Below are 19,098 nucleotides of genomic sequence, written 5' to 3'. Positions count from 1 at the left end.
TTGTTGGCTGCCGTGGCGTCCTCAATCACGCGCCGCGGCGGCCCACACGCCGGCCAGAGCAGCACGACCGGAGACGCCGACCTTCGCGTAGGCCCGGCCCAGGTGGACTTCGACGGTCTTGGGACTCAGATGCAGCCGGAGGCCGATGTCCCGGTTGGTCAGGCCGTCCGAGACCAGGTTGACAATCTCGACCTCACGGGCGGTCAAGTCGAACCGCTCGGCGCCCCTTTCGGGCCGGGGGCCGCGCGCGTTCAGGCGCCGCTCCTCGCGCGCGACCTGAGGCAGGAACAGTTGCGCGTCACACCGGGTGAACAACGCGCGGGCGGACACGAGGTGCGCACGGGCCTGGTCGATCGCCCCGCTGCCGCCGAACGCCGTCGCGGCGAGCAAGTGCGCCCGCCCGGCCTCCACGGCCGCCCCGATCCGGCCGAACGTGCCGGCAGCGGCGACAGCGAGCGGTGCGGCTGCCGCCGGATCCGTTGGCAGCGTGGCGATCGCGCGGGCCTGCTGTGCCATGGCGGTGCGCAGCGGAAGCTCGAGCTGGCCGGCCGCGTCCTCCGCTCGGTCGGCCCATGCCGCGGCCGCGGCAACCCTGCCGGCCGCGACCTCCGCCTCCGTGAGCATCAGGTACACCAATGGCCTGGTGCGGAGGCCCACCGCCGGCAGCTCGGTCCCACCGCCACTGGTGAGCAGCAGCTCGATGCAAGCGTGCGGATCACCCGAGTGCAACATCGCCTGCGCCAGCATCGCCTCGGCCTGGCCACTGCGCCAGGAACTCATGGCCGTCGCCTGGTCGTCGACGACGATGGCCTCCTTACCCAGACGGATTGCCTCGGCCAGGTCGCCGCGCCAGGTGGTGATCCAGCACCCGAAGGTCAACGCCATGACGCGCAGCTCCTCGCTGCCGGTCAGTTCCGCCGACTCCAGGCTGTCGTCGAAGCAGGTCGTCGCCGCCGCCAGCTCGCCGAGGTAGGCATGCACCATGCCGCGGATCGCGGTCAGCAGCGCGATCTTGTGGGACTGCCTGCTCGCGCGAGCCAGTTGCAGGCCACGGCTCATGTGCCGGCTCGCCGCCATGAGCCGGTCGGCGGAGACTTCCGACCAGCTCAGCCAGAACGCCGCATCGATGTCGCGGACCAGGTCGCTGTCGGGCAGCGCGTCCAGGAGTGCGGCCGCCTCGTCCAGCCGGTCCGCCCGCCGGTCGATGAGCGTTGCGGCCGACAACGCCGTCGCCAGCAGCATCGGATCCCCGACTTCCCGCGCGGCGGCGATCGCCTCGGCCACCCGGTCCTGTCCGTGCTCGCGCTCGACACTTTCACCGGCAACGAGCGCGACGAGCAGGACGGCCGCCGAGTGGGCGTCAACACCTTCGACGCGTTTCCACTCGCTGTGCAGCATCGCCCTGGCCTCGGTGTAGCGCCCGAGAATCTGCTCCACCGTCGCACAGGCCCGCGCTGTCTGTGCCCGGATCTGGGTGAGTTCGGCAGGCAGGAGCCGCAGCACCTCGTGCATGGTTTCCCTGGCCTGCCGCAGGTCGCCCGTGGCGCCGAGTGCGTGTGCCAGCCGGCCGAGCAGGATCAGGCGCTGCGGCGTGGCCGACTCCGAGTCGGGGAGCAACCGGATGGCCGCCCGCAGGAAGTGCCCGGCGGTCGCCGGCGTGGTGTGCATCGTCGCCTCGGCCGCCTCGGTGAGCGCCGCGACCGCCTCGAGGTCACCGCGGACGGCGGATCGCTCCACGTGCCGGGCGAACTCGGCCGGCGGCGCGCCCCGGCTCCGGAGTGCCGACGCGGCCCGGCCGTGTGCCTGAAGCCGCCAGCCAGGACCGGCATCCTGGTAGGCGACGCTGCGCACCAGCGGATGCCGGTACCGGAACCGGCCGGTCGCGCCGTCCAGCCGCACCAGGTCACGCTCGGCGAGCCGGTCGAGCGCGGCGAGCACGGACCCGGCGTCCATTGCCGCCGTTTCGCCGAGCGAATCAGCCTCGAAGTCGTCACCCACGACCGCGGCGGCGTGCGCGACGACCCGCTCTTGCGGGGTCAGCGCGGCCAACTCGGCGGCGAGCACCGCGTGGACCGCCACCGGGATCGCCCCGTCGGGGTGGAGCGCCGTATCACCGACGGCGATACCCCGCTCACCGGCCCGCACCAGGGCTTCCAGGTAGAACGGGTTTCCGCCACTGGCCTGGTAAAGCTCTTCCCGCCGGGAACGGCCCAGACCTTCCGGCATGACGTGGCCGGCATCGGCTTGGCTCAGCGGCGCGAGTTCCAGCAGCTCGGCCCCTCCGTCGGTCGCGGCGCGGGACAGCGCGTGCCACAGCCGCAGCGACGTCTGCCGGGGCCTGCCCGCCAATGCCAAGACCAGCCGCGCCTGGGGCGGGTGGCGCAAAAGGTGGTCGAGCAGCTCGACCGAACCCTCGTCCGCCCAGTGCAGATCGTCGAAGACGAGCACCAGCCCGGACGGCTCGGCGACCAGCTCCAGCAACGCCCGAACCGCCCGGTGCAGCCGGTACCGCTCCGCGTCGACCAGGTCGGCGGGGCCGGTGGCGGGAATCGCCGGGAACACGGTCGCGAGAAGTGCGAGCTGCTGTTGCCCGAGGGCGGCGAGACGCTCCGGGCCCAGCTCGGCGAGCTGGTCGTCGAGCGCGTTGACGAACACACCGAACGGGATGTGGGACTCGAACTCCGCCGCGCGTGCGCTGCGGACCGTCCATCCTGCTGTGTCCGCGAGCTTCCCCAGCTCCGTCAGCAGCCGGCTCTTGCCGATCCCCGGTTCGCCGGTGACCGCGACGCACCAGGTGCCACCTTCGCCCGCCAGCACCGCGCGCAGGATCGCGACTTCTCGCGCCCGGCCGGGAAATCCGCCGACGGGCTCTCCTATCACTTCGTCAGTCATGCTGGCGCGACTCACTTTCCGTCCGCGACCAGGCGATGGTATCGACGCTCACGCGAGCTGTGCTCCATGAGTAGCCCCCTGTAGATCCAGCTGCGACTGCAACCCGAGCAGCCTATTCCGTGCCGTGATCACGGCCATCATCGATCGTCCGCCGGGGCTTCGTCCCCTTCTCGTGGTGTGCGGGTCGGGTGTAGGACTCGCCGGTGGCGAGGACCCGCCCGACGTCGTAGCGGGTGGCGGGCCGCCGGTTTTTCGAGCCGAGCGGGCGGCCGGGGCCGGGGCGGGTGGGTTTTGGTGCACCGGCTGGCGTGCCCGTCTTCGCGTGCAGGTTCCTGAACCCGCGGCGGACCCGGGCGGGGGTGAGTCTGTTCGGTTCCGCTGGCCGCTCCCATGGCCGGCGCAGATCCCGTGCGAGGGGGCGGGCGAGGCGGAGTTGCGCGTGAGCGGCCAGGACGAGCCAGGTCCAGCGGTCGGCGGCCCGCGAGTCCCGCGGCTTCGGGCGGGTCCAGCCGAGGGTTTGCTTGAGGAGGCGGAACGTGTGCTCCACGTCGAAAGCGGCGGAGAAACGCCTGCCAGCACCGGCCAACGTCGTCCGTGGCGGCGCCGGTGCCCGACCACCACAGCCAGACGGGCCCTCCTGACCTTGCCGAGGTCCAGGGGCAGCGCCACGGGAAGGACACCCTTGTTGTCGTAGTACGTGGTGAAGTCGCCGTCGGCGATCGCCGGCCCGCTCGCCTTGACCCGTCCCGTCGGTAGACGCCTTCGCGCTGCCGGCCGGTGTCGACACTGAAGACCGTGTCGTACGGGTCCCAGGCAGTGAGGTCGCAACAGCCGTACGGCCGGGCATCCCGGCCTCACCCGTCCGACCGCCGCCCGACCGTGCCGTAGGGCTGAACTCCTTACGGACCTGTGACGGCACGGCGCGCAACGCCGGTGAGCAGGGTTTCGGCCCGTAGCGTCGCAGTTATGCGTGTACTCGTCACAGGAGGCGCGGGCTTCATCGGCTCGCAGGTCGTCGCGGCTCTCGCCGCTCTCGGCCATGACCCGGTCGTGCTCGACGCCCTGCTCCCGGCGGCCCATCCGGAACCCCCGCCGATGCCCGACGCCGAATGGATCCACGGAGACGTCCGCGACCGGGCGGTGACGGCGCGCGCGCTGCGCGGCGTGGACGCGGTCTGCCACCAGGCGGCCATGGTCGGCCTCGGCAAGGACTTCGCGGACGCACCGGAGTACGTGGCCTGCAACGACCTCGGCACGGCCGTCCTGCTGACGGTCATGGCCGAGGCCGGTGTCACGCAACTCGTGCTGGCGGGCTCCATGGTGGTCTACGGCGAGGGCCGCTACGACTGCCCGCGCCACGGGCAGGTGCGGCCGGGGCCGCGCGCGGGTGGCGATCTCGCGGCCGGGCGCTTCGAGCCCCGCTGCCCCGACTGTGGCGCCGAGCTGACGTCCGGCCTGGTCGGCGAGGACGCTCCGACGGACCCGCGCAATGTGTACGCGACGACAAAGCTGGCCCAGGAGCATCTGGCCGCGGCGTGGGCCCGCGGCACGGGCGGGCGGGCCCTGGCGCTGCGCTACCACAATGTGTACGGGCCGGGGATGCCGCGCGACACGCCGTACGCGGGCGTGGCCTCGTTCTTCCGGTCCGCGCTGGAGCGGGGTGAGGCGCCGCGGGTCTTCGAGGACGGGCACCAGCGGCGGGACTTCGTCCATGTACGGGACGTGGCGGACGCGAACGCGCTCGCCCTGGAGGCGCTGCACGGCCGCGAGGCCGGAGTGCTGACCGCGTACAACACGGGCAGCGGGACGCCGCACACGGTCGGTGAGATGGCGGGCGCGCTGGCCGCGGCGCACGGCGGTCCTGCGCCCGTGGTCACCGGGGAGTTCCGGCTGGGCGACGTACGGCACATCACCGCGGACTCGCGACGGATCAGGGCCGAGCTCGGCTGGAAGGCGCGGGTCGGCTTCGCGGAAGGGATGGCGGAGTTCGCCGCGAGCAGGCTGCGGGGTGGCGTGTCATGACGGGCGGCGGAGTGGACGTCGTACTTCCGTGTCTGAACGAGGCCGAGGCGCTGCCGTGGGTGCTTGAGCGGATCCCGGACGGATGGCGGGCGATCGTGGTGGACAACGGCTCGACGGACGACTCGGACCGGATCGCCCGCGGGCTGGGCGCGAAGGTGGTGTATGAGGGGCGGCGCGGCTTCGGGGCCGCGTGCCATGCGGGGCTGCTGGCGGCGGAGGCGGAGTATGTCTGCTTCTGCGACTGCGACGCCTCGCTGGATCCGGGGCTGCTGACCGGTTTTGTACGCCAAGTAGCGGACGGCGAGAGCGACTTGGTACTGGGCCGACGGCGGCCGCAGACCCGCGGGGCATGGCCGCCGCATGCGCGGGCCGGGAATCTGGCGCTGTCGCGGATGCTGCGCCGGCGCACCGGGCTGCGACTGCGCGATCTGGGCCCACTGCGGGCCGCACGCCGCGAGGATCTGCTCGCCCTGGCCCTGACCGACCGGCGCAGCGGCTACCCGCTCCAGATGGTGGTCCGTGCGGCGGACGCGGGCTGGCGGGTGACGGAGGTGGACGTCCCGTATCTGCCGAGATCGGGAAAGTCGAAAGTGACAGGGACGTGGCGGGGCACATGGCAGGCGGTACGGGACATGCGTGCGGTGCTCGCGGAACCGTCGGCGCGCGGGGTCGGGGGTGGTGTGCGATGAGCTCCTCATCCGCGGGCACGCTGCTCGTCATCGCCAAGGCCCCCGTACCCGGCCGGGTGAAGACCCGGCTCACCCCCGCGTACTCCCCCGCCGAAGCCGCCTGTCTCGCCGAGGCCGCTCTCCTCGACACTCTCGACGTCGTGCTCGCCACGCCCGCAGGCCGACGGGTCCTTGTACTCGACGGTGTACCCGGCGACTGGCTGCCGGCCGGCATCGAGGTCGTACCGCAGTGCGCGGGCGGGCTCGACTCCCGGCTCGCCCATGCCTTCGGGCTCTGCGACGGACCCAGCCTGCTGATCGGAATGGACACCCCACAAGTGACAGTAGAACTCCTCGCCCTCGGACTGAAATTGGGCGACGGAGAGGCGTCCTTCGGCCCGGCCGACGACGGCGGGTTCTGGGCGCTCGGGCTGGCCGAGCCGGATCCCGCGCTGCTGCTCGGGGTGCCGATGTCCTTGTCCAGGACTGGCGCAGTACAGCGAGAGCGGCTCACCGATGCCGGCCTGACGGTGCGTGATCTGCCGCTGCTGCGGGACGTCGACACGGCGGAAGACGCCCGGCTGGTCGCGGCCGAGGCCCCGCACACCCGGTTCGCCGCGACCCTCGCCGCGCTCGCCGGGACCGGGGCGCGATGACCGCGCCCGCCTGGCAGGCCGATCCGTACACCGCCGCTCTGCGCACCGGCCGCGGCCCGCTCTTTCTGCGCCGCCCCGACGGCTGGCTGCTGCCGCTGGAGGTGGAACGCTGGTGCGCCGCGCCGGACGCCGCCGATCTGACCGTGCTGGAGCGATGCCGAGGCGCGGTGCTCGACATCGGCTGCGGCCCGGGCCGTCTCGTCGCGGCCCTCGCCGAGCTGGGGCGGCCGACGCTGGGCATCGATGTGAGTCCCGAGGCGGTTGCCCGCACGGTACGGACGGGCGGCAGTGCGCTGCACCGTTCCGTCTTCGATCCGCTGCCCCGCGAGGGGAGTTGGGGTACGGCGCTGCTCATCGACGGCAATATCGGCATAGGCGGCGACCCCCGCGCCCTGCTGGCCCGCGTGTCCCGTCTCGTCGCCGAGGACGGTGTGCTGCTCGTGGAGACCAACCCGCTCGATGTGGACGAACGCGTCCAGGTCCGCGTCTTCGACGGCGGCAGCGCACAGGGCTCGGCGTTCCCGTGGGCCCGCCTCGGCACTCCCGCGCTGCTCCGGTATGCGCGGGAGGCCGGCTGGGCGGTGCCGGAGTCGGGGGTCGACCGCTGGACGGCCGCCGGGCGTACCTTCGTCGCGCTGCGCCCCGCCCAGGGCGTGTTTTAGAAGTCCCGCCCGCCCTGCGGGCGAACGGCGCTACTTCCAAGAACACGCCGTGGCCTGCGGCGGCCGGGCCCGGATCGGCTGGACCGGCTGCCAAGCCCGGGCCGGGCCGGGCCGGCAGCGGCTGGACCCGGATCGGCTGGACGGTCGGCCAAACCCGGGTCGGCCGCTCGGCCGTGGCGTGGTGCAGCCGCGCGGCGGACCAATACCGGTCGGCTGCCGCCCGCTCGACGTGGCCTGCGGCGGCCGGGCCCGGATCTGCTCGACCGGCGGCCGGGCCGGCGTCGGCCAAACCCGGGTCGGCCGCTCGGCCGTGGCGTGGTGCAGCCGCGCGGCGGACCGATACCGGTCGGCTGCCGCCCGCTCGACGTGGCCTGCCACAGCACGACTCCGCGCTGCCGCTGCCACCAGGAGGTCTGCCCTGGCACCCACCCATGTCCCGTGGTCCGGCAACCAGTTCGCCGAGAATTCAGCCACGTGGCGCGCGGCGATAGGCCGTCCATCGGCGCAGCACCCGCATCCCCACCAGCAGTACGCCCGTGAGCACTGCCACCGCCGCCAGTGCGATCAGCCAGTTGCGCAGATAGTCCAGCGGCAGCACGGAGGCGTTCTTCGGCGCCCCCGGCCTCAGCAGTACCGGCAGCGCGATCACCGTCAGGCAGCCGGCCACCACCAGTGCGCCGCGGACCGTGCCGCGGGCAGGGACGGCCGCCAACAGCAGGCCGGTGCCGAGCACCAGCGGGGCAACGACCCCGTCGTGCAGGACGATCGCGCCCGCCAGCCAGAGCGCCACGTCCTTCAGCTGCCCGCCCGTCACCAGAAGTGACGCGCCGACGGCCATCAGCGCGAGGCCCACCCCGCCCGTCACGATCCGCATCACATGACCTCCATCCTGGTGACCCACTTCGTCTGCAGTACGCCGGGGCGGTTCGGGGCGATGATGCGCGCCGGGAAGCCGTGGTCGGGGGAGAGCACCTGGCCGTTGAGGCGCAGGGCGAGCAGGGTGAGCGGATCACGGGTGTAGCCGCTGCCCATCTCCATGACGCGGTAGGCGCCACGCCGCTCCAGCGACACCACCCGTACCGCCGCGTCGGGCCGCGCTCCGGCCCGGTCCAGCAGGTCACGGACGCGTACGCCGGTCCACTCGGCGGACTTGCTCCAGCCCTCCACACAGGCGATGGGGAGGGTCACGGTGTGCTGGGGCAGCGCGGCGAGTTCGTCGAGAGTGAGTTCGTACGAGTGTCTGCCGAGCACCGTGAGCCGCCAGTCAGGGACGGACAGCCGCGCCACCCCGGCGGCGGCCGCCGTCCGGTTGACCGGCAGGCCCTGCGGGCCGTGGTCCGGGTGTCGTGGTGCCAGCAGGTCGAAGCGCTTCAGCGGAGTGAAGGACTGGCCGACGGTCGTCAGCGTGACCGCGCCGACCGCCGCCGCGACGCCGGTCAGCAGGGAGCGGCGGTCCGGTCCGTCCGCCTCCGGGAGTTCGAGTGTCCCGGGCGAGCGTATGCTCCAATGCGCCCTGATCTCCGGGTACTTGACCGCGACATGCAGGACGACCGCGCCGAGGAGCAGCCAGGCGACGGCGAAGTGCACGGGTACGAAGGAGAACGGCCACGGGTACCACTGCACGGTGTTGAGCAGCCCGGCGAAGAGCTGGAAGACAGCGGCCGCGACCAGCACCGCGACGGACAGCCGCTCCAGCGCATGCCGCACCGACCTCAGCGGCGGCCATACGAACAGCCGCGGATAGACGGTCCACAGCTTGGCGAACAGCAGCGGGATCGCCGCGATCCCGCTCGCCACATGCAGGCCCTGGGTCACCCGATAGCCCCACGACGGCCGGCTCGGCAGCATGTCCACGAGCCAGTCCGGCGGGTGCTGCAGATAGTGGCTGATCACCCCGGTCACCAAGCACACGGCGATCGCCCCGCCCAGCCAGCGGCCGATCGAGGTGGCCGTGCGGGCGTCGTGCAGCCTGCCCGAGAAGGCCGGGAGGACCGGTGCGGGGATCCGGGGCGGTCGAGGCGTTCGGGGTGGTCGGAGCTTCATGTCTCCATAAGACCTCCGCGACGGGCCGCGCGGACGGGTCCAACACCTTACGGAATGCGGACGTCAGGGGGCGGCGCGCGGTCCGGGCCGGTTCCGGCTGCGACGCTGAGCCTGTGATCAACCCGCGTACGCTCGCCGCCGGCACCCTGCTCGCGGCCCTGACGGTCGTTCTCGCCCTGACCATCCGCAAGGACGGTTATATCGACGATCCTGCCGGTCTCTCCTGGTGGTACGCCGCCTGCTGGGTGCTGTTCGCCGCGGCGGTCTTCGCGGTTCGCAGGACTCCGGTGCGCCATGCCGTGATCCTCGTCGTCGCGGGCGGTATCGCGGTGACCGCGACCGGGCTTCTCGCTCCCCCGCGCACCAGCACCGACTCGTACCGCTACGCCTGGGACGGCAGAGTGCAGGCGGCCGGGATCTCGCCGTACGACCACGCACCCGCCGATCCCGCGCTCACCGGGCTCCGCGACGTCTGGCTCTTCCCGACCGGGACGGCGTGCGCGCTGCCCGAGCGGGTGCGGATCTCCGGTCCCGCGGGCGAGATCCACTGCACCCGGCTCAACCGGCCGCAGGTGCACACCATCTACCCGCCGGTGGCGGAGGGGTACTTCCTGCTCGTCCACGCGCTGTCGCCGGACGGTGTACGGCACAAGGCGCTGCAGACGGGCGGCGCTCTGCTGGCGCTGGGCACCACCGCGGCGCTGCTGCTGGTCCTGCGGCGGCGCGGCGATCCACGACATGCGGCGTACTGGGCCTGGTGCCCGATCGTGCCGATCGAGGCGGTGAACAACGCGCATGCCGATGTGCTCGGCGTGCTCCTGACGGTGGTGGCATTGGGTGTCGTGGTCCGGCGGCGCATCCTCGGCGGGGCGCTGCTCGGCGCGGCGATCGTGACCAAGCTGCTGCCTGCCGTGGTGCTGCCGGGCGCGCTGTCCGGCGTTCGGCGGGTGCGGGACGCGGTGGCTGTGCTGTTGCCGGCCGCCGCGGTGGTGGTGCTGAGCTATCTGCCGTACGTCCTCGTCTCCGACGGCTCGGTCTTCGGTTTCCTCGGCGGGTATGTGGAGGAGGAGGGGTACGACGACCCCTCCGCCCGCAACCGCTATGCCCTGCTGCGTCTTGTGCTGCCGGACGACTGGGCGCCTGCCGCGGTGATCGTTGTGATGCTGGTGGTTGTCGTGCAGGTGCTGCGGCGTGGCGATCCCGAACGCCCCTGGAGCGGCGCCCTGTTGGTCACCGGCACCGCCTTTCTGCTGCTGACTCCGGGCTACTCCTGGTACGCGCTGCTGCTGGTGGCACTGGTCGCCCTCGACGGCCGGTGGGAGTGGCTGGGTGTCGCCGTGGCGGGCGCGGCGAAGTACGTCACCGTGCACATGGACGCCGAGCCGGAGGCGGTGGGCACCACGGCGTACGCGGTCGCAGCCGGCGCGGTGCTCGCCGGCTGCGTACTGCGTCGTCGTTACGGCCGGCAGGCCGGCACGCGTGCCGCCCAGGCGGTCCGGTCGTAGCGGATCACGGCCGGGCCGAGCGGCGCGACCAGGAGCCTCGGGACTGCGCGCATACGGTGCACCCCCTACGTGGTCCGCCGGTACTGGGCCCGGATCTCGCCCGGCGTGAGGGCCCGGTCGAGGAACATCAGGTCGTCCATCCGGCAGTTGCAGGGATTGCCCTCCTTGTTGTTCTGCGGACAGCTGCCGCCGATCTTGATGCCGCGCGGGTCGGTCGGCGAGGCGACGTCGGGTTCCGGCGGTCCTTCGACGGCCCACGGATCGCCGGTGAGGGTGTAGAAGCCCGGCACCGGGCGGCCGTTGCGGTAGAGGGCCATGGTGCCGCTGTCGTAGTCGAAGGTCGCCGCGAGGAACACCCATGTGTCCTGCGGCAGCAGCGTCCTCCAGTCGGCGTCGGCGGCGAACGTCTGCGAACTGGCGCCGTCGACGCGTCGGCCGAGGGCCACGACCTTCATCTCGCCGTTGACCGTGATGAGTTCGAGGAGGGCCCGTACGTCATGGCCCTGCGAGGTGCCGTTGAGGATGCCTGCCAGTCCGATCGCGCCGTACCGGTCGTGCGGGTTGTCGGAGCCGGAGTTGGGGCCGGGGTTCTCTCCGGTCATCCCAGCGTCCCGGACAACAGCGGCACGAGTTGCTGCGGATCGCACTGCGCCGGCGCTGCGGCCGCATGGCCAACTCTGCTGTCTTTACGGCCCGTTGGGCCTAGTCGTACGCTCCGGCCCCATGACCTCACCCGGTATACGCCCCCGAAGAGCGGCCACCCTGCTCGCCACCGTGGGGGCCCTTGTCGCCGCCTGCCTCCTGGGCACGGCAACCCCGTCCGGCGCGGCCGAGGAGCCGGTGACCGCCCAGGCCACCGTCCTCCCCGTGCAGACCACAGGACCCGCCGACAAGCGCTTCAACATCATCGTTCTCGGCGACGGCTACACCACCGACGAGATGCCGGCGTTCCGCGCCGATGTCGAGAAGCACCTCAATGTGCTCTGGTCCACCGAGCCGTTCGCCTCGTACCGCTCCTACGTCAATGTGTGGGCGGTGGAGGTGCCCTCCGCCGAGTCGGGTGTGGACTGCGACCCGGGTCTGGACTCTCCGCGCCGCGACACGGCCCTGAACATGGGCTTCTGGGGCGGCTGCGACGCCGACAGTGTGCAGCGACTGCTCACCGTCGACAGCGATTCGGCGACGGCGCTCGCCGACCTCGTCCCCGGCTCCGCGAACGCGAACCGGCAGATCGTGGCCCTCGCCAACAGCGACACCTACGGCGGCGCCGGCGGCACCTACGCCACGGCCTCCGGCGACAACGCGCTCTCCTCGCTGATCACCCCGCACGAGATCGGCCACTCGCTGGGCAAGCTCCAGGACGAGTACGACTACTACGCGCGCGGTGTCCCCGGCGGTGCGTACAGCGGCGGGGAGCCCTCCTCCGTCCACCACACCCTGCTCACGGAGGAGCAGATGAAGCAGCAGCGCGCCAAGTGGTGGCGCTGGCTGGGCGAGAGGAGCGAGTCCGGCGGAGTCATCGGACGGTTCGAGGGCGGGATGTACAGCACCAAGGGCGTCTGGCGGCCCAGCAAGCACTCGATCATGAAGACCCTCGGCTACCCCTTCGACCAGGTCGAGCGCGAGGTGATGACGCAGAAGATCTCCGCCAAGGTGGACCTTGTCCAGGGACACACACCGAACACCGCCGCGATCGGCGACGACCGGACGGTGTGGGTGGACACGCTGCATCCGGTCGGCGGTGAGCTCGATGTCGTATGGCGGCTCGACGGCCGTCCGCTGCGCTCCACCGGCGACGCCCGCACGCTCGACCTACGGCGGCTCCACCCGGCCCGCGGCACGCACAGGCTGACGGCCACGGTCACCGACCCCACGCCGTTCGTGCGCGACCCGGCGATCCGCGCGTCCGCGGCGCTGACCCGCACCGTCGCCTGGACCGTCGACCCGGCCGTCACCACCCCGCGCGAGCCTGTCGGGGCCGCCTTCACCGGTCACACCGACACCACGGCCCCGGTGGGCTCGGCATCGGTCGTGTATGCCGACACCACACATCCCGTCGACCGGACTGTGACGGTCCGCTGGGCGCTCGACGGCCGCCCGCTGGCCAACCCGGGCAACGACCGCGATCTCGACCTGGGCGCGCTGCGGCTGCGCCCCGGCACGCACCGGCTCACGGCCCGTATCGCCGGTACGCCGTCCACACTGACCTGGACGGTGGACGCAATCCCGGCGACGGCGGCGTACGCGCTCTCGAAGCCTCTGCGTACGGTGCACCAGCCCGGCAGGCCGATGGAGTACGTCTACGACGGACCCTTCACGATGAAGCTGACGGCCCGCGACGACCGGGCCGGCTCCGTGGTGACGCAGTTCAGGGTCGACGGTGACGGCTGGCAGACGTACTACGGCTGGCCGACCGACGCCGACGCGCCCTTCCTCTTCACCCCGAGCGGCACTGCCATCGACGATCTGGTCTACGGCAAGCTCGGAAGGACACGCGCGGTGCCGTGGGACGAGGCCGCTCCCGACTACGGAACGCACACGATCGAGTACCGGACGCTCGACTCGGCCGGGAATGTCTCGGCGCCGAAGTCGTTCCTCACGACGCTGCTCCCGCCGGGAGCGGCGAAGGGGGCCGCGGCGGGCTGACCAGGCCTTGCGGGCGACGCCCGCACGTCGCTCCCCGTGTCTCGGCCGATGAGCGGCGGCCGAGGGATCAGGTGAGAAGAAAGTCCGCCTTCCCCGACTTGGCCCCCTGAATGAACGCGGCGATCTCGCCGGAGGTGTAGATCAGCGCGGGGCCGTCGGGGTCGGCGGACTGACGCACCGCGACCCTGCCGTCGGCGAGCTTCATGGTCTCGAAGCAGTTGCCGCCGTTGCCGCCGCTCCACGGCTTGTGCCAGCCCTCGGCACCCAGCTCGGCCGCGGGCATGCCGTTGTATATGCGATCCATTCACAGCTCCTCGCGGAGATCCCTGAGGATCTCCTTCGTACGTTGTGCCGTCGCGGCCTGCGCAGCCATGCGGTCCAGGACCTCAAGATGCGATGCGACCTCGGGGCGCGCGTCCAGATAGACGGCGCCGGTCAGATACTCGCTGTAGACCATGTCCGGGAGCTCGGGGACGGCGAACCGGAAGAGGACGAACGGCCCATAGGTGCCGGGGTGGTGTCCGGTCGCGAACTCCGCTATCTGCAGAGTGACATGGGGCAGTTCGGCGCCTTCGAGCAGCCGGTCGATCTGCGCCCGCATGACGCCGGGACCGCCGACGGGCCTGCGGAACACCGTCTCGTCCATGATCACCCAGAGTCTGGGCGCGCCTGGTCTGGTGAGCAGGGACTGGCGTTCCATCCGCAGCGCCACATGGCGCTCGATGTCCGCCGGATCGGTCCGCCCGACGGCTCCGCCGCGCATGATCGCCCGGGCGTAGTCCTCCGTCTGCAGCAGACCGGGCACAAAGTGCGGTTCGTACGCGCGGATGAGGCCGGCCGCGCCCTCCAGGCTGACGTACATGCTGAACCAGCCCGGCAGTACGTCATGGAAGCGCTGCCACCAGCCCGGCTTATTGGCCTCCTCGGCCAGCTCGATAAAGCCGCGCGCCTCATCGTCCGTGATCCCGTATGCGCTCAACAGAAGCTGGACATAAGGGATTTTCAGCGCGACCTCGGCCGTCTCCATCCTGCGGATCGTGCCCGCGGCGACACGCAGCACCTTGGCGGCCTCTTCACGCCTGAGACCGGCCCGCTCCCGCAGATCCTGCAAGCGCTTACCGAGAACGACCTGACCCACGGTTGGGGCGGACCGCGGTTCGCTCACTCCCAGACCTCCCCCTGTGCTGTTGCGAGCAGTCTGCCACGCCCCCACAGTCATGAATATGCCCACTCTGCAATTTTCAGAGTGGGTCTTGCCAATGTGCGTCCTGCAGGGAGAGAGTGGCCGTGTGAACCGTGACGCGCTCACTCCATGGCACCTGGACCCGTGCCTGGGGGCTCCTCATCACCGGTACGGCTTCGAGCTACCGGCGCGCGTCGAATTCGTCGCCAGTGCCAGAAAGCTCGCCCGCCAGCGGCTGCACCACTGGGGCATAGGCGGCGATATCCACGAAACGGCGATGCTGGTCATCTCCGAACTGGTCACCAACGCGGTCGTGCACACCGCCGGTCATCTGGTCGCCTGCGAACTGCTCAACGGCATTGAGCGCTTGCGCATCACCGTGCACGACCAGGGTTCCGCACCCACCGGCCCGCATGTGTGCCGCGCCATCGACGAGGAACGCGGACGCGGGCTGCTGCTGGTCGAATCCCTGAGCAGCGCCTGGGGTTCGCACGAGTCGCACCTCGGCCCGGGCCGCATGGTGTGGGCCGAACTGCCGCACGAGGACGAACTGCCGTACGGAACGGAAGTGCCGTACCGGTCGGAGAGTCCATGATGAAGAAGCCGGCCACGCTGAAGAACCTGGCCGCCTTCCTCTCGCGGGGCGGCCGCCGTGCCGGCGAGCGCCGGATGACCAGGCTGATTCTGCCGCCCGCGCTGCAGGCCACGCTGGGCTGCGACGCCGTGGGCGTGCCCGCCCGGTACGGATTCCGGCTCCTTGGGCGTCTGCCGCGGAACGGCTGCGTATTCGCGGACAATGACTGGTGGTGGTGGATCGTGCCCGCCGGCTCGGACCTCGAGCTGACCTGGCCACTGCCCTCGCACTACGCCCGCGGTGCCTGTGTACCGGCGACGAAACCGCGACTGATCCGCCGGCCCGACGGCACCAGCCCCTACACCCCGCCGATCCCCCTCTATCTGATGGCCTGCCAGCTCACCGGCATCGCGCCGCTGTGGACGGCCGAGGTCGGCAGTGCGCGCGGTGCGTGACCTGAGCGGATCACAAGTCGGCCCGGTGCGGCCCCCGCGGAGACGCGACGGCTAGTCTTCGGGCATGTCAGAAGCCAATTCGAGCCCGGAGCGGCAGGGGCTCACACCACGTCAGGCACGCCGCATACGGATAGCTCTCTCCGCGGTCATCATGATCGCCGTGGGCGCCACCCTGGTGCTGCGGCTCGGCAGCACGCACTCGGTGCTGACCATGGGCTTCTACGGCATCGCGCTGATCCTCTCGGGCAGCGCGCTCGTGCTCAGCCGACAGGGACGTACACGCGTGGCCACGGCGGTGCTGGGGGTCGGCGTCGCAGTGGCAGTGGCCTCGGAGTGGGCCGTCGCGTCGATGCGCTGACGGCCAGTACTGACGGACAGTCAAGGCATGGGCGGGGCGCGGGAAAAGCGGGAAAGCGGGAAAAGGTCAGGCCCCCACCCGGGGGATGGGCGGGGGCCTGGTCCTCGGGGTGGATCAGCCTCCGTAGCCGATCAGTAGCGGTAGTGGTCGGGCTTGTACGGGCCCTCGACCTCGACGCCGATGTAGGCGGCCTGCTCGGGGCGGAGCGTGGTCAGCTTCACGCCGAGCGCGTCCAGGTGGAGCCGGGCGACCCTCTCGTCCAGGTGCTTGGGCAGCACATACACGTCGGTCGGGTACTCCTCGGGCTTGGTGAACAGCTCGATCTGGGCCAGCGTCTGGTCCGCGAAACTGTTCGACATCACGAACGAGGGGTGACCCGTCGCATTGCCCAGGTTCAGCAGCCGGCCCTCCGACAGCACGATCAGGACCTTGCCATCCGGGAAGGTCCAGGTGTGCACCTGCGGCTTGACCTCGTCCTTCACCACACCGGGGACAGCGGCGAGGCCGGCCATGTCGAGCTCGTTGTCGAAGTGACCGATGTTCCCCACGATCGCCTGGTGCTTCATCCTCGCCATGTCCGAGGCCAGGATGATGTCCTTGTTACCGGTCGTGGTGATGAAGATGTCCGCCGTCTCCACCACCTCCTCCAGCGTGGTCACCTGATAGCCGTCCATCGCCGCCTGCAGCGCGCAGATCGGGTCGATCTCCGTCACGATCACCCGCGCGCCCTGGCCGCGCAGCGACTCCGCGCAGCCCTTGCCCACATCGCCGTAGCCGCACACGACCGCCGTCTTGCCGCCGATCAGGACATCGGTGGCCCGGTTGATGCCGTCGATCAGCGAGTGGCGGCAGCCGTACTTGTTGTCGAACTTCGACTTGGTCACGGCGTCGTTGACGTTGATCGCCGGGAACAGCAGCGTGCCGTCCCGGTGCATCTCGTACAGCCGGTGCACACCGGTCGTGGTCTCCTCCGTCACACCACGGATCTCCGACGCCAGCTGCGTCCACTTCTGCGGCGCCTCCGTCAGGGTGCGGTTGAGCAGCGTCAGGATGTGCCCGTACTCCTCACTGTCCGCCGTCGAGGGGTCCGGGGCCGAGCCGGCCTTCTCGAACTCCACACCCTTGTGGACCAGCAAGGTGGCATCCCCGCCGTCGTCCAGGATCATGTTCGGGCCACCGGTGGGCGTGTTGGGCCAGGTCAGCGCCTGCTCCGTGCACCACCAGTACTCCTGAAGCGTCTCCCCCTTCCACGCGAACACCGGAACACCCGCCGGAGCCTGCGGCGTGCCCGCCGGGCCGACCGCGATCGCCGCGGCCGCGTGGTCCTGGGTGGAGAAGATGTTGCACGACGCCCAGCGCACCTCGGCGCCCAGCGCGACCAGAGTCTCGATCAGCACGGCCGTCTGCACCGTCATATGCAGCGAACCCGTGATCCGGGCACCCGCCAACGGCTGAACGGCGGCGTACTCCCTACGGATCGACATCAGACCGGGCATCTCATGCTCGGCAAGAGTGATCTCCTTGCGACCGAACTCCGCGAGGGAAAGGTCGGCCACCTTGAAGTCAGTGGCGGACTGAGAGGGCATGGGTACTCCTCGTCTTCCTGACGCCCCGGTGTATCTCCACCGTCGCAGGCGATCGGTTCAGGGTGATGTAGTGCAGGCCCGGAGCGCCTTCGTCGAGCAGGCGCTCCGCCATCGCGATCGCGTGGTCGACACCGATCCGATGAGCTTCCTCCGGGTTGTCCCGGGCGGCATGAAGTCGTCCGGCGAGCTCCTCCGGGAAGGCCGCGTCGCTGAGTTCGGCGAAGCGGCGGATCTGCCGGTAGTCGGTCGCCGGCATGATCTCGGGAATGATCGGGGTGTCACATCCCGCAGCCGCCGCCCGGTCGCGCAGCCTCAGGTAGTACTCGACGTCGAAGAACATCTGGGTGATGGCGTAGTCGGCACCCGCACGGCACTTGGCCGCGAAGTGCCGGATGTCGGTGTCCCAGTCCGGCGACCGGGGATGACGCTCCGGGAACGCCGCCACTCCCACGCTGAAGTCACCCAACTCACGGACCAGTTCCACCAGTTCCCTTGCGTACGTAAGCCCCTGGGGATGGGAGACCCAAGTGCCCTTCGGGTCACCCGGCGGGTCGCCGCGCAGCGCGAGGACGTCGCGAATGCCCGCGTCCGCGTACTGGCCGATGATGTGCCGCAGTTCGGCCACCGAGTGGCCCACGGCGGTGAGATGGGCCACCGGGCGAAGGGTCGTCAGGGTGGCGATCTTCTTGGTCACCGCGACAGTACGGTCCCGGGACGAACCGCCCGCGCCGTACGTCACCGAGACGAAGGCGGGCGACAGGGACTCGATCCTGCGGATGGCGTCCCAGAGCCGTTCTTCACCCACGTCGGTCTTGGGCGGGAAGAACTCGAAGGAGTACGAACGCTCCCCCGCCGCGAGAACGTCCCGCAGAGTCGTCACCATCGCGCCCCTCCCGTGTTGAAGTACTTCGCTTCGGGGTGGTGGATGACGATGGCGTCGGTGGACTGTTCCGGGTGGAGCTGGAATTCCTCGGACAGCTGGACACCGATCCGCTCGGGCTCCAGCAGGGTCGCGATCTTCGCGCGGTCCTCCAGATCGGGGCAGGCGCCGTAGCCGAGGGAGAAACGGGCACCCCGGTACTTCAGCGCGAACATGTCTTCCACATCGGCGGGGTCCTCACCCGCGAAACCGAGCTCCGCGCGGACCCGGGCGTGCCAGTATTCGGCCAGTGCCTCGGCCAGCTGCACGGACAGGCCGTGCAGTTCGAGGTAGTCACGGTAGGAGTCGGACGCGAAGAGTTCGGCGGTCGCCTCACCGATCCTGGAACCGACGGTGACGACCTGCAGACCCACCACGTCCCTCTCGCCGGACTCCTCGGGACGGAAGAAGTCCGCCAGACACAGCCGGCGGCCACGGCGCTGACGCGGGAAGGAGAACCGGGTCCGCTCGGAACCGTCCTCGTTCAGCAGGATCAGATCGTCACCCTTGGACACACACGGGAAGTAGCCGTAGACCACGGCCGCCTCCAGCAGGTTCCTGGTCTGCAGCTGCTCCAGCCAGCCCCGCAGCCGCGGCCGGCCCTCACTCTCCACCAGCTCCTCATACGTGGGCCCGTCCCCCGTACGGGCCTGCTTCAGCCCCCACTGCCCCTTGAACAGCGCGCCCTCGTCCAGCCAGGACGCGTACTCCTTCAGCTGAATCCCCTTGATCACCCGCGTGCCCCAGAACGGCGGGGCGGGCACCGGATTGTCCACGGCCACATCGGAGCGGACCGCACCCTCCTCGGGCCGCTCCTCGATCACCGCGTTCGCCGCGGCCCGCACCCGGCGCTGCTTGAGTTCGGGCAGGACGGCCCCGGGGACGCCGCGCTTGACCGCGATCAGGGCGTCCATCAGCCGCAGCCCCTC

The 19,098-nt window shown here is 70.9% G+C and carries 18 protein-coding genes and 1 pseudogene; 9 read left to right on the top strand and 10 right to left on the bottom strand.

Annotated elements, in window-relative coordinates:
* Nucleotides 1–21 precede the first annotated feature (21 nt).
* Complete coding sequence (locus tag ACFWDI_RS37820) at nt 22–2,892, bottom strand: AAA family ATPase (RefSeq protein ID WP_385311270.1); 2,871 nt, start codon at nt 2,890–2,892, stop codon at nt 22–24.
* A 112-nt stretch (nt 2,893–3,004) separates the two neighbouring features.
* A pseudogene (locus ACFWDI_RS37815) lies at nt 3,005–3,524 on the bottom strand (transposase); the annotation flags it as partial.
* 334 nt (nt 3,525–3,858) lie between these two features.
* Between ACFWDI_RS37815 and ACFWDI_RS37810 the strand changes: the two are divergent.
* Genes ACFWDI_RS37810 through ACFWDI_RS37795 form a run of 4 tightly spaced genes read left to right on the top strand, consistent with a single transcriptional unit; the run spans nt 3,859 to nt 6,900 of the window.
* Nucleotides 3,859–4,914 (top strand): NAD-dependent epimerase/dehydratase family protein, encoded by a 1,056-nt coding sequence (locus ACFWDI_RS37810; protein WP_385311268.1) that lies wholly within the window; start codon nt 3,859–3,861, stop codon nt 4,912–4,914.
* On the top strand, nt 4,911–5,603 hold the full coding sequence (locus ACFWDI_RS37805; RefSeq protein ID WP_385311266.1) for a glycosyltransferase family 2 protein: 693 nt from the start codon (nt 4,911–4,913) through the stop codon (nt 5,601–5,603). Before ACFWDI_RS37810 ends, ACFWDI_RS37805 begins: the two co-directional genes overlap by 4 nt.
* On the top strand, nt 5,600–6,238 hold the full coding sequence (locus tag ACFWDI_RS37800; RefSeq protein WP_385311264.1) for a DUF2064 domain-containing protein: 639 nt from the start codon (nt 5,600–5,602) through the stop codon (nt 6,236–6,238). The genes ACFWDI_RS37805 and ACFWDI_RS37800 overlap by 4 nt, the downstream gene beginning before the upstream one ends.
* Complete coding sequence (locus ACFWDI_RS37795) at nt 6,235–6,900, top strand: methyltransferase domain-containing protein (protein ID WP_385311262.1); 666 nt, start codon at nt 6,235–6,237, stop codon at nt 6,898–6,900. The genes ACFWDI_RS37800 and ACFWDI_RS37795 overlap by 4 nt, the downstream gene beginning before the upstream one ends.
* 466 nt (nt 6,901–7,366) lie before the next feature.
* Here ACFWDI_RS37795 and ACFWDI_RS37790 read toward each other — a convergent pair whose 3' ends face one another.
* Both ACFWDI_RS37790 and ACFWDI_RS37785 read right to left on the bottom strand, forming a co-directional pair.
* The gene (locus ACFWDI_RS37790; protein ID WP_385311260.1) at nt 7,367–7,774 is read right to left on the bottom strand and encodes a hypothetical protein; all 408 of its coding nucleotides are present in this window, start codon (nt 7,772–7,774) and stop codon (nt 7,367–7,369) included.
* Entirely contained in the window at nt 7,774–8,943 is a 1,170-nt protein-coding gene (locus ACFWDI_RS37785) for a molybdopterin-dependent oxidoreductase (RefSeq protein WP_385311258.1), read from the bottom strand. The genes ACFWDI_RS37790 and ACFWDI_RS37785 overlap by 1 nt, the downstream gene beginning before the upstream one ends.
* Nucleotides 8,944–9,056: 113 nt before the next feature.
* On the opposite strand from ACFWDI_RS37785, the gene ACFWDI_RS37780 reads away from it, so the two are divergent.
* Entirely contained in the window at nt 9,057–10,448 is a 1,392-nt protein-coding gene (locus tag ACFWDI_RS37780; RefSeq protein WP_385311256.1) for a glycosyltransferase 87 family protein, read from the top strand.
* A gap of 65 nt (nt 10,449–10,513) precedes the next feature.
* Here the strand turns inward: ACFWDI_RS37780 and ACFWDI_RS37775 are convergent, their stop codons facing one another.
* Nucleotides 10,514–11,050, bottom strand: coding sequence for a LamG-like jellyroll fold domain-containing protein (locus tag ACFWDI_RS37775; protein ID WP_385311254.1), 537 nt, complete (start codon nt 11,048–11,050; stop codon nt 10,514–10,516).
* A 121-nt stretch (nt 11,051–11,171) separates the two neighbouring features.
* On the opposite strand from ACFWDI_RS37775, the gene ACFWDI_RS37770 reads away from it, so the two are divergent.
* The gene (locus ACFWDI_RS37770) at nt 11,172–13,094 is read left to right on the top strand and encodes a M64 family metallopeptidase (RefSeq protein ID WP_385311252.1); all 1,923 of its coding nucleotides are present in this window, start codon (nt 11,172–11,174) and stop codon (nt 13,092–13,094) included.
* A 67-nt stretch (nt 13,095–13,161) separates the two neighbouring features.
* Here ACFWDI_RS37770 and ACFWDI_RS37765 read toward each other — a convergent pair whose 3' ends face one another.
* Both ACFWDI_RS37765 and ACFWDI_RS37760 read right to left on the bottom strand, forming a co-directional pair.
* Nucleotides 13,162–13,398, bottom strand: coding sequence for a DUF397 domain-containing protein (locus ACFWDI_RS37765; protein ID WP_326653830.1), 237 nt, complete (start codon nt 13,396–13,398; stop codon nt 13,162–13,164).
* A complete protein-coding gene (locus tag ACFWDI_RS37760; RefSeq protein WP_385311250.1) occupies nt 13,399–14,259 on the bottom strand; it encodes a helix-turn-helix domain-containing protein in 861 nt (286 codons plus the stop codon). It lies immediately after the preceding gene.
* Nucleotides 14,260–14,383: 124 nt separating this feature from the next.
* Here ACFWDI_RS37760 and ACFWDI_RS37755 point away from each other — a divergent pair, with 124 nt between their 5' ends.
* From ACFWDI_RS37755 to ACFWDI_RS37745, 3 genes are all read left to right on the top strand, one after another.
* A complete protein-coding gene (locus tag ACFWDI_RS37755; protein WP_385311248.1) occupies nt 14,384–14,872 on the top strand; it encodes an ATP-binding protein in 489 nt (162 codons plus the stop codon).
* Nucleotides 14,872–15,306 (top strand): hypothetical protein, encoded by a 435-nt coding sequence (locus ACFWDI_RS37750; RefSeq protein WP_385311292.1) that lies wholly within the window; start codon nt 14,872–14,874, stop codon nt 15,304–15,306. The genes ACFWDI_RS37755 and ACFWDI_RS37750 overlap by 1 nt, the downstream gene beginning before the upstream one ends.
* 64 nt (nt 15,307–15,370) lie before the next feature.
* Nucleotides 15,371–15,664 carry a hypothetical protein gene (locus tag ACFWDI_RS37745; RefSeq protein WP_326653826.1) on the top strand — a complete coding sequence of 98 codons (294 nt, stop codon included), beginning with the start codon at nt 15,371–15,373 and terminating at the stop codon, nt 15,662–15,664.
* Nucleotides 15,665–15,795: 131 nt separating this feature from the next.
* On the opposite strand, the gene ahcY is transcribed toward ACFWDI_RS37745, so the two are convergent.
* The 3 genes from ahcY to ACFWDI_RS37730 form a co-directional block, all read right to left on the bottom strand.
* Nucleotides 15,796–17,250 carry an adenosylhomocysteinase gene (ahcY, locus tag ACFWDI_RS37740; RefSeq protein WP_385311246.1) on the bottom strand — a complete coding sequence of 485 codons (1,455 nt, stop codon included), beginning with the start codon at nt 17,248–17,250 and terminating at the stop codon, nt 15,796–15,798.
* The gene (gene metF, locus ACFWDI_RS37735) at nt 17,228–18,133 is read right to left on the bottom strand and encodes a methylenetetrahydrofolate reductase [NAD(P)H] (RefSeq protein WP_327327200.1); all 906 of its coding nucleotides are present in this window, start codon (nt 18,131–18,133) and stop codon (nt 17,228–17,230) included. The genes ahcY and metF overlap by 23 nt, the downstream gene beginning before the upstream one ends.
* Nucleotides 18,127–19,098, bottom strand: a 972-nt coding sequence (locus tag ACFWDI_RS37730; protein WP_385311244.1) for a vitamin B12 dependent-methionine synthase activation domain-containing protein, incomplete at its 5' end; no start/stop codon positions are given. The genes metF and ACFWDI_RS37730, both read right to left, overlap by 7 nt.

Source organism: Streptomyces sp. NPDC060064, assembly GCF_042736455.1.
Taxonomy (GTDB): Bacteria; Actinomycetota; Actinomycetes; order Streptomycetales; family Streptomycetaceae; genus Streptomyces.
This window is presented reverse-complemented; position numbering and strand designations above follow the sequence as displayed.

What these genes read in the sequence shown, in the direction of transcription:
- ACFWDI_RS37820 (WP_385311270.1), bottom strand. Translation starts at nt 2,892, where the DNA reads ATGACTGACGAAGTGATAGGAGAGCCCGTCGGCGGATTTCCCGGCCGG.
- ACFWDI_RS37810 (WP_385311268.1), top strand. Translation starts at nt 3,859, where the DNA reads ATGCGTGTACTCGTCACAGGAGGCGCGGGCTTCATCGGCTCGCAGGTC.
- ACFWDI_RS37805 (WP_385311266.1), top strand. Translation starts at nt 4,911, where the DNA reads ATGACGGGCGGCGGAGTGGACGTCGTACTTCCGTGTCTGAACGAGGCC.
- ACFWDI_RS37800 (WP_385311264.1), top strand. Translation starts at nt 5,600, where the DNA reads ATGAGCTCCTCATCCGCGGGCACGCTGCTCGTCATCGCCAAGGCCCCC.
- ACFWDI_RS37795 (WP_385311262.1), top strand. Translation starts at nt 6,235, where the DNA reads ATGACCGCGCCCGCCTGGCAGGCCGATCCGTACACCGCCGCTCTGCGC.
- ACFWDI_RS37790 (WP_385311260.1), bottom strand. Translation starts at nt 7,774, where the DNA reads ATGCGGATCGTGACGGGCGGGGTGGGCCTCGCGCTGATGGCCGTCGGC.
- ACFWDI_RS37785 (WP_385311258.1), bottom strand. Translation starts at nt 8,943, where the DNA reads ATGAAGCTCCGACCACCCCGAACGCCTCGACCGCCCCGGATCCCCGCA.
- ACFWDI_RS37775 (WP_385311254.1), bottom strand. Translation starts at nt 11,050, where the DNA reads ATGACCGGAGAGAACCCCGGCCCCAACTCCGGCTCCGACAACCCGCAC.
- ACFWDI_RS37770 (WP_385311252.1), top strand. Translation starts at nt 11,172, where the DNA reads ATGACCTCACCCGGTATACGCCCCCGAAGAGCGGCCACCCTGCTCGCC.
- ACFWDI_RS37765 (WP_326653830.1), bottom strand. Translation starts at nt 13,398, where the DNA reads ATGGATCGCATATACAACGGCATGCCCGCGGCCGAGCTGGGTGCCGAG.
- ACFWDI_RS37750 (WP_385311292.1), top strand. Translation starts at nt 14,872, where the DNA reads ATGAAGAAGCCGGCCACGCTGAAGAACCTGGCCGCCTTCCTCTCGCGG.
- ACFWDI_RS37745 (WP_326653826.1), top strand. Translation starts at nt 15,371, where the DNA reads ATGTCAGAAGCCAATTCGAGCCCGGAGCGGCAGGGGCTCACACCACGT.
- ahcY (WP_385311246.1), bottom strand. Translation starts at nt 17,250, where the DNA reads ATGCCCTCTCAGTCCGCCACTGACTTCAAGGTGGCCGACCTTTCCCTC.
- metF (WP_327327200.1), bottom strand. Translation starts at nt 18,133, where the DNA reads ATGGTGACGACTCTGCGGGACGTTCTCGCGGCGGGGGAGCGTTCGTAC.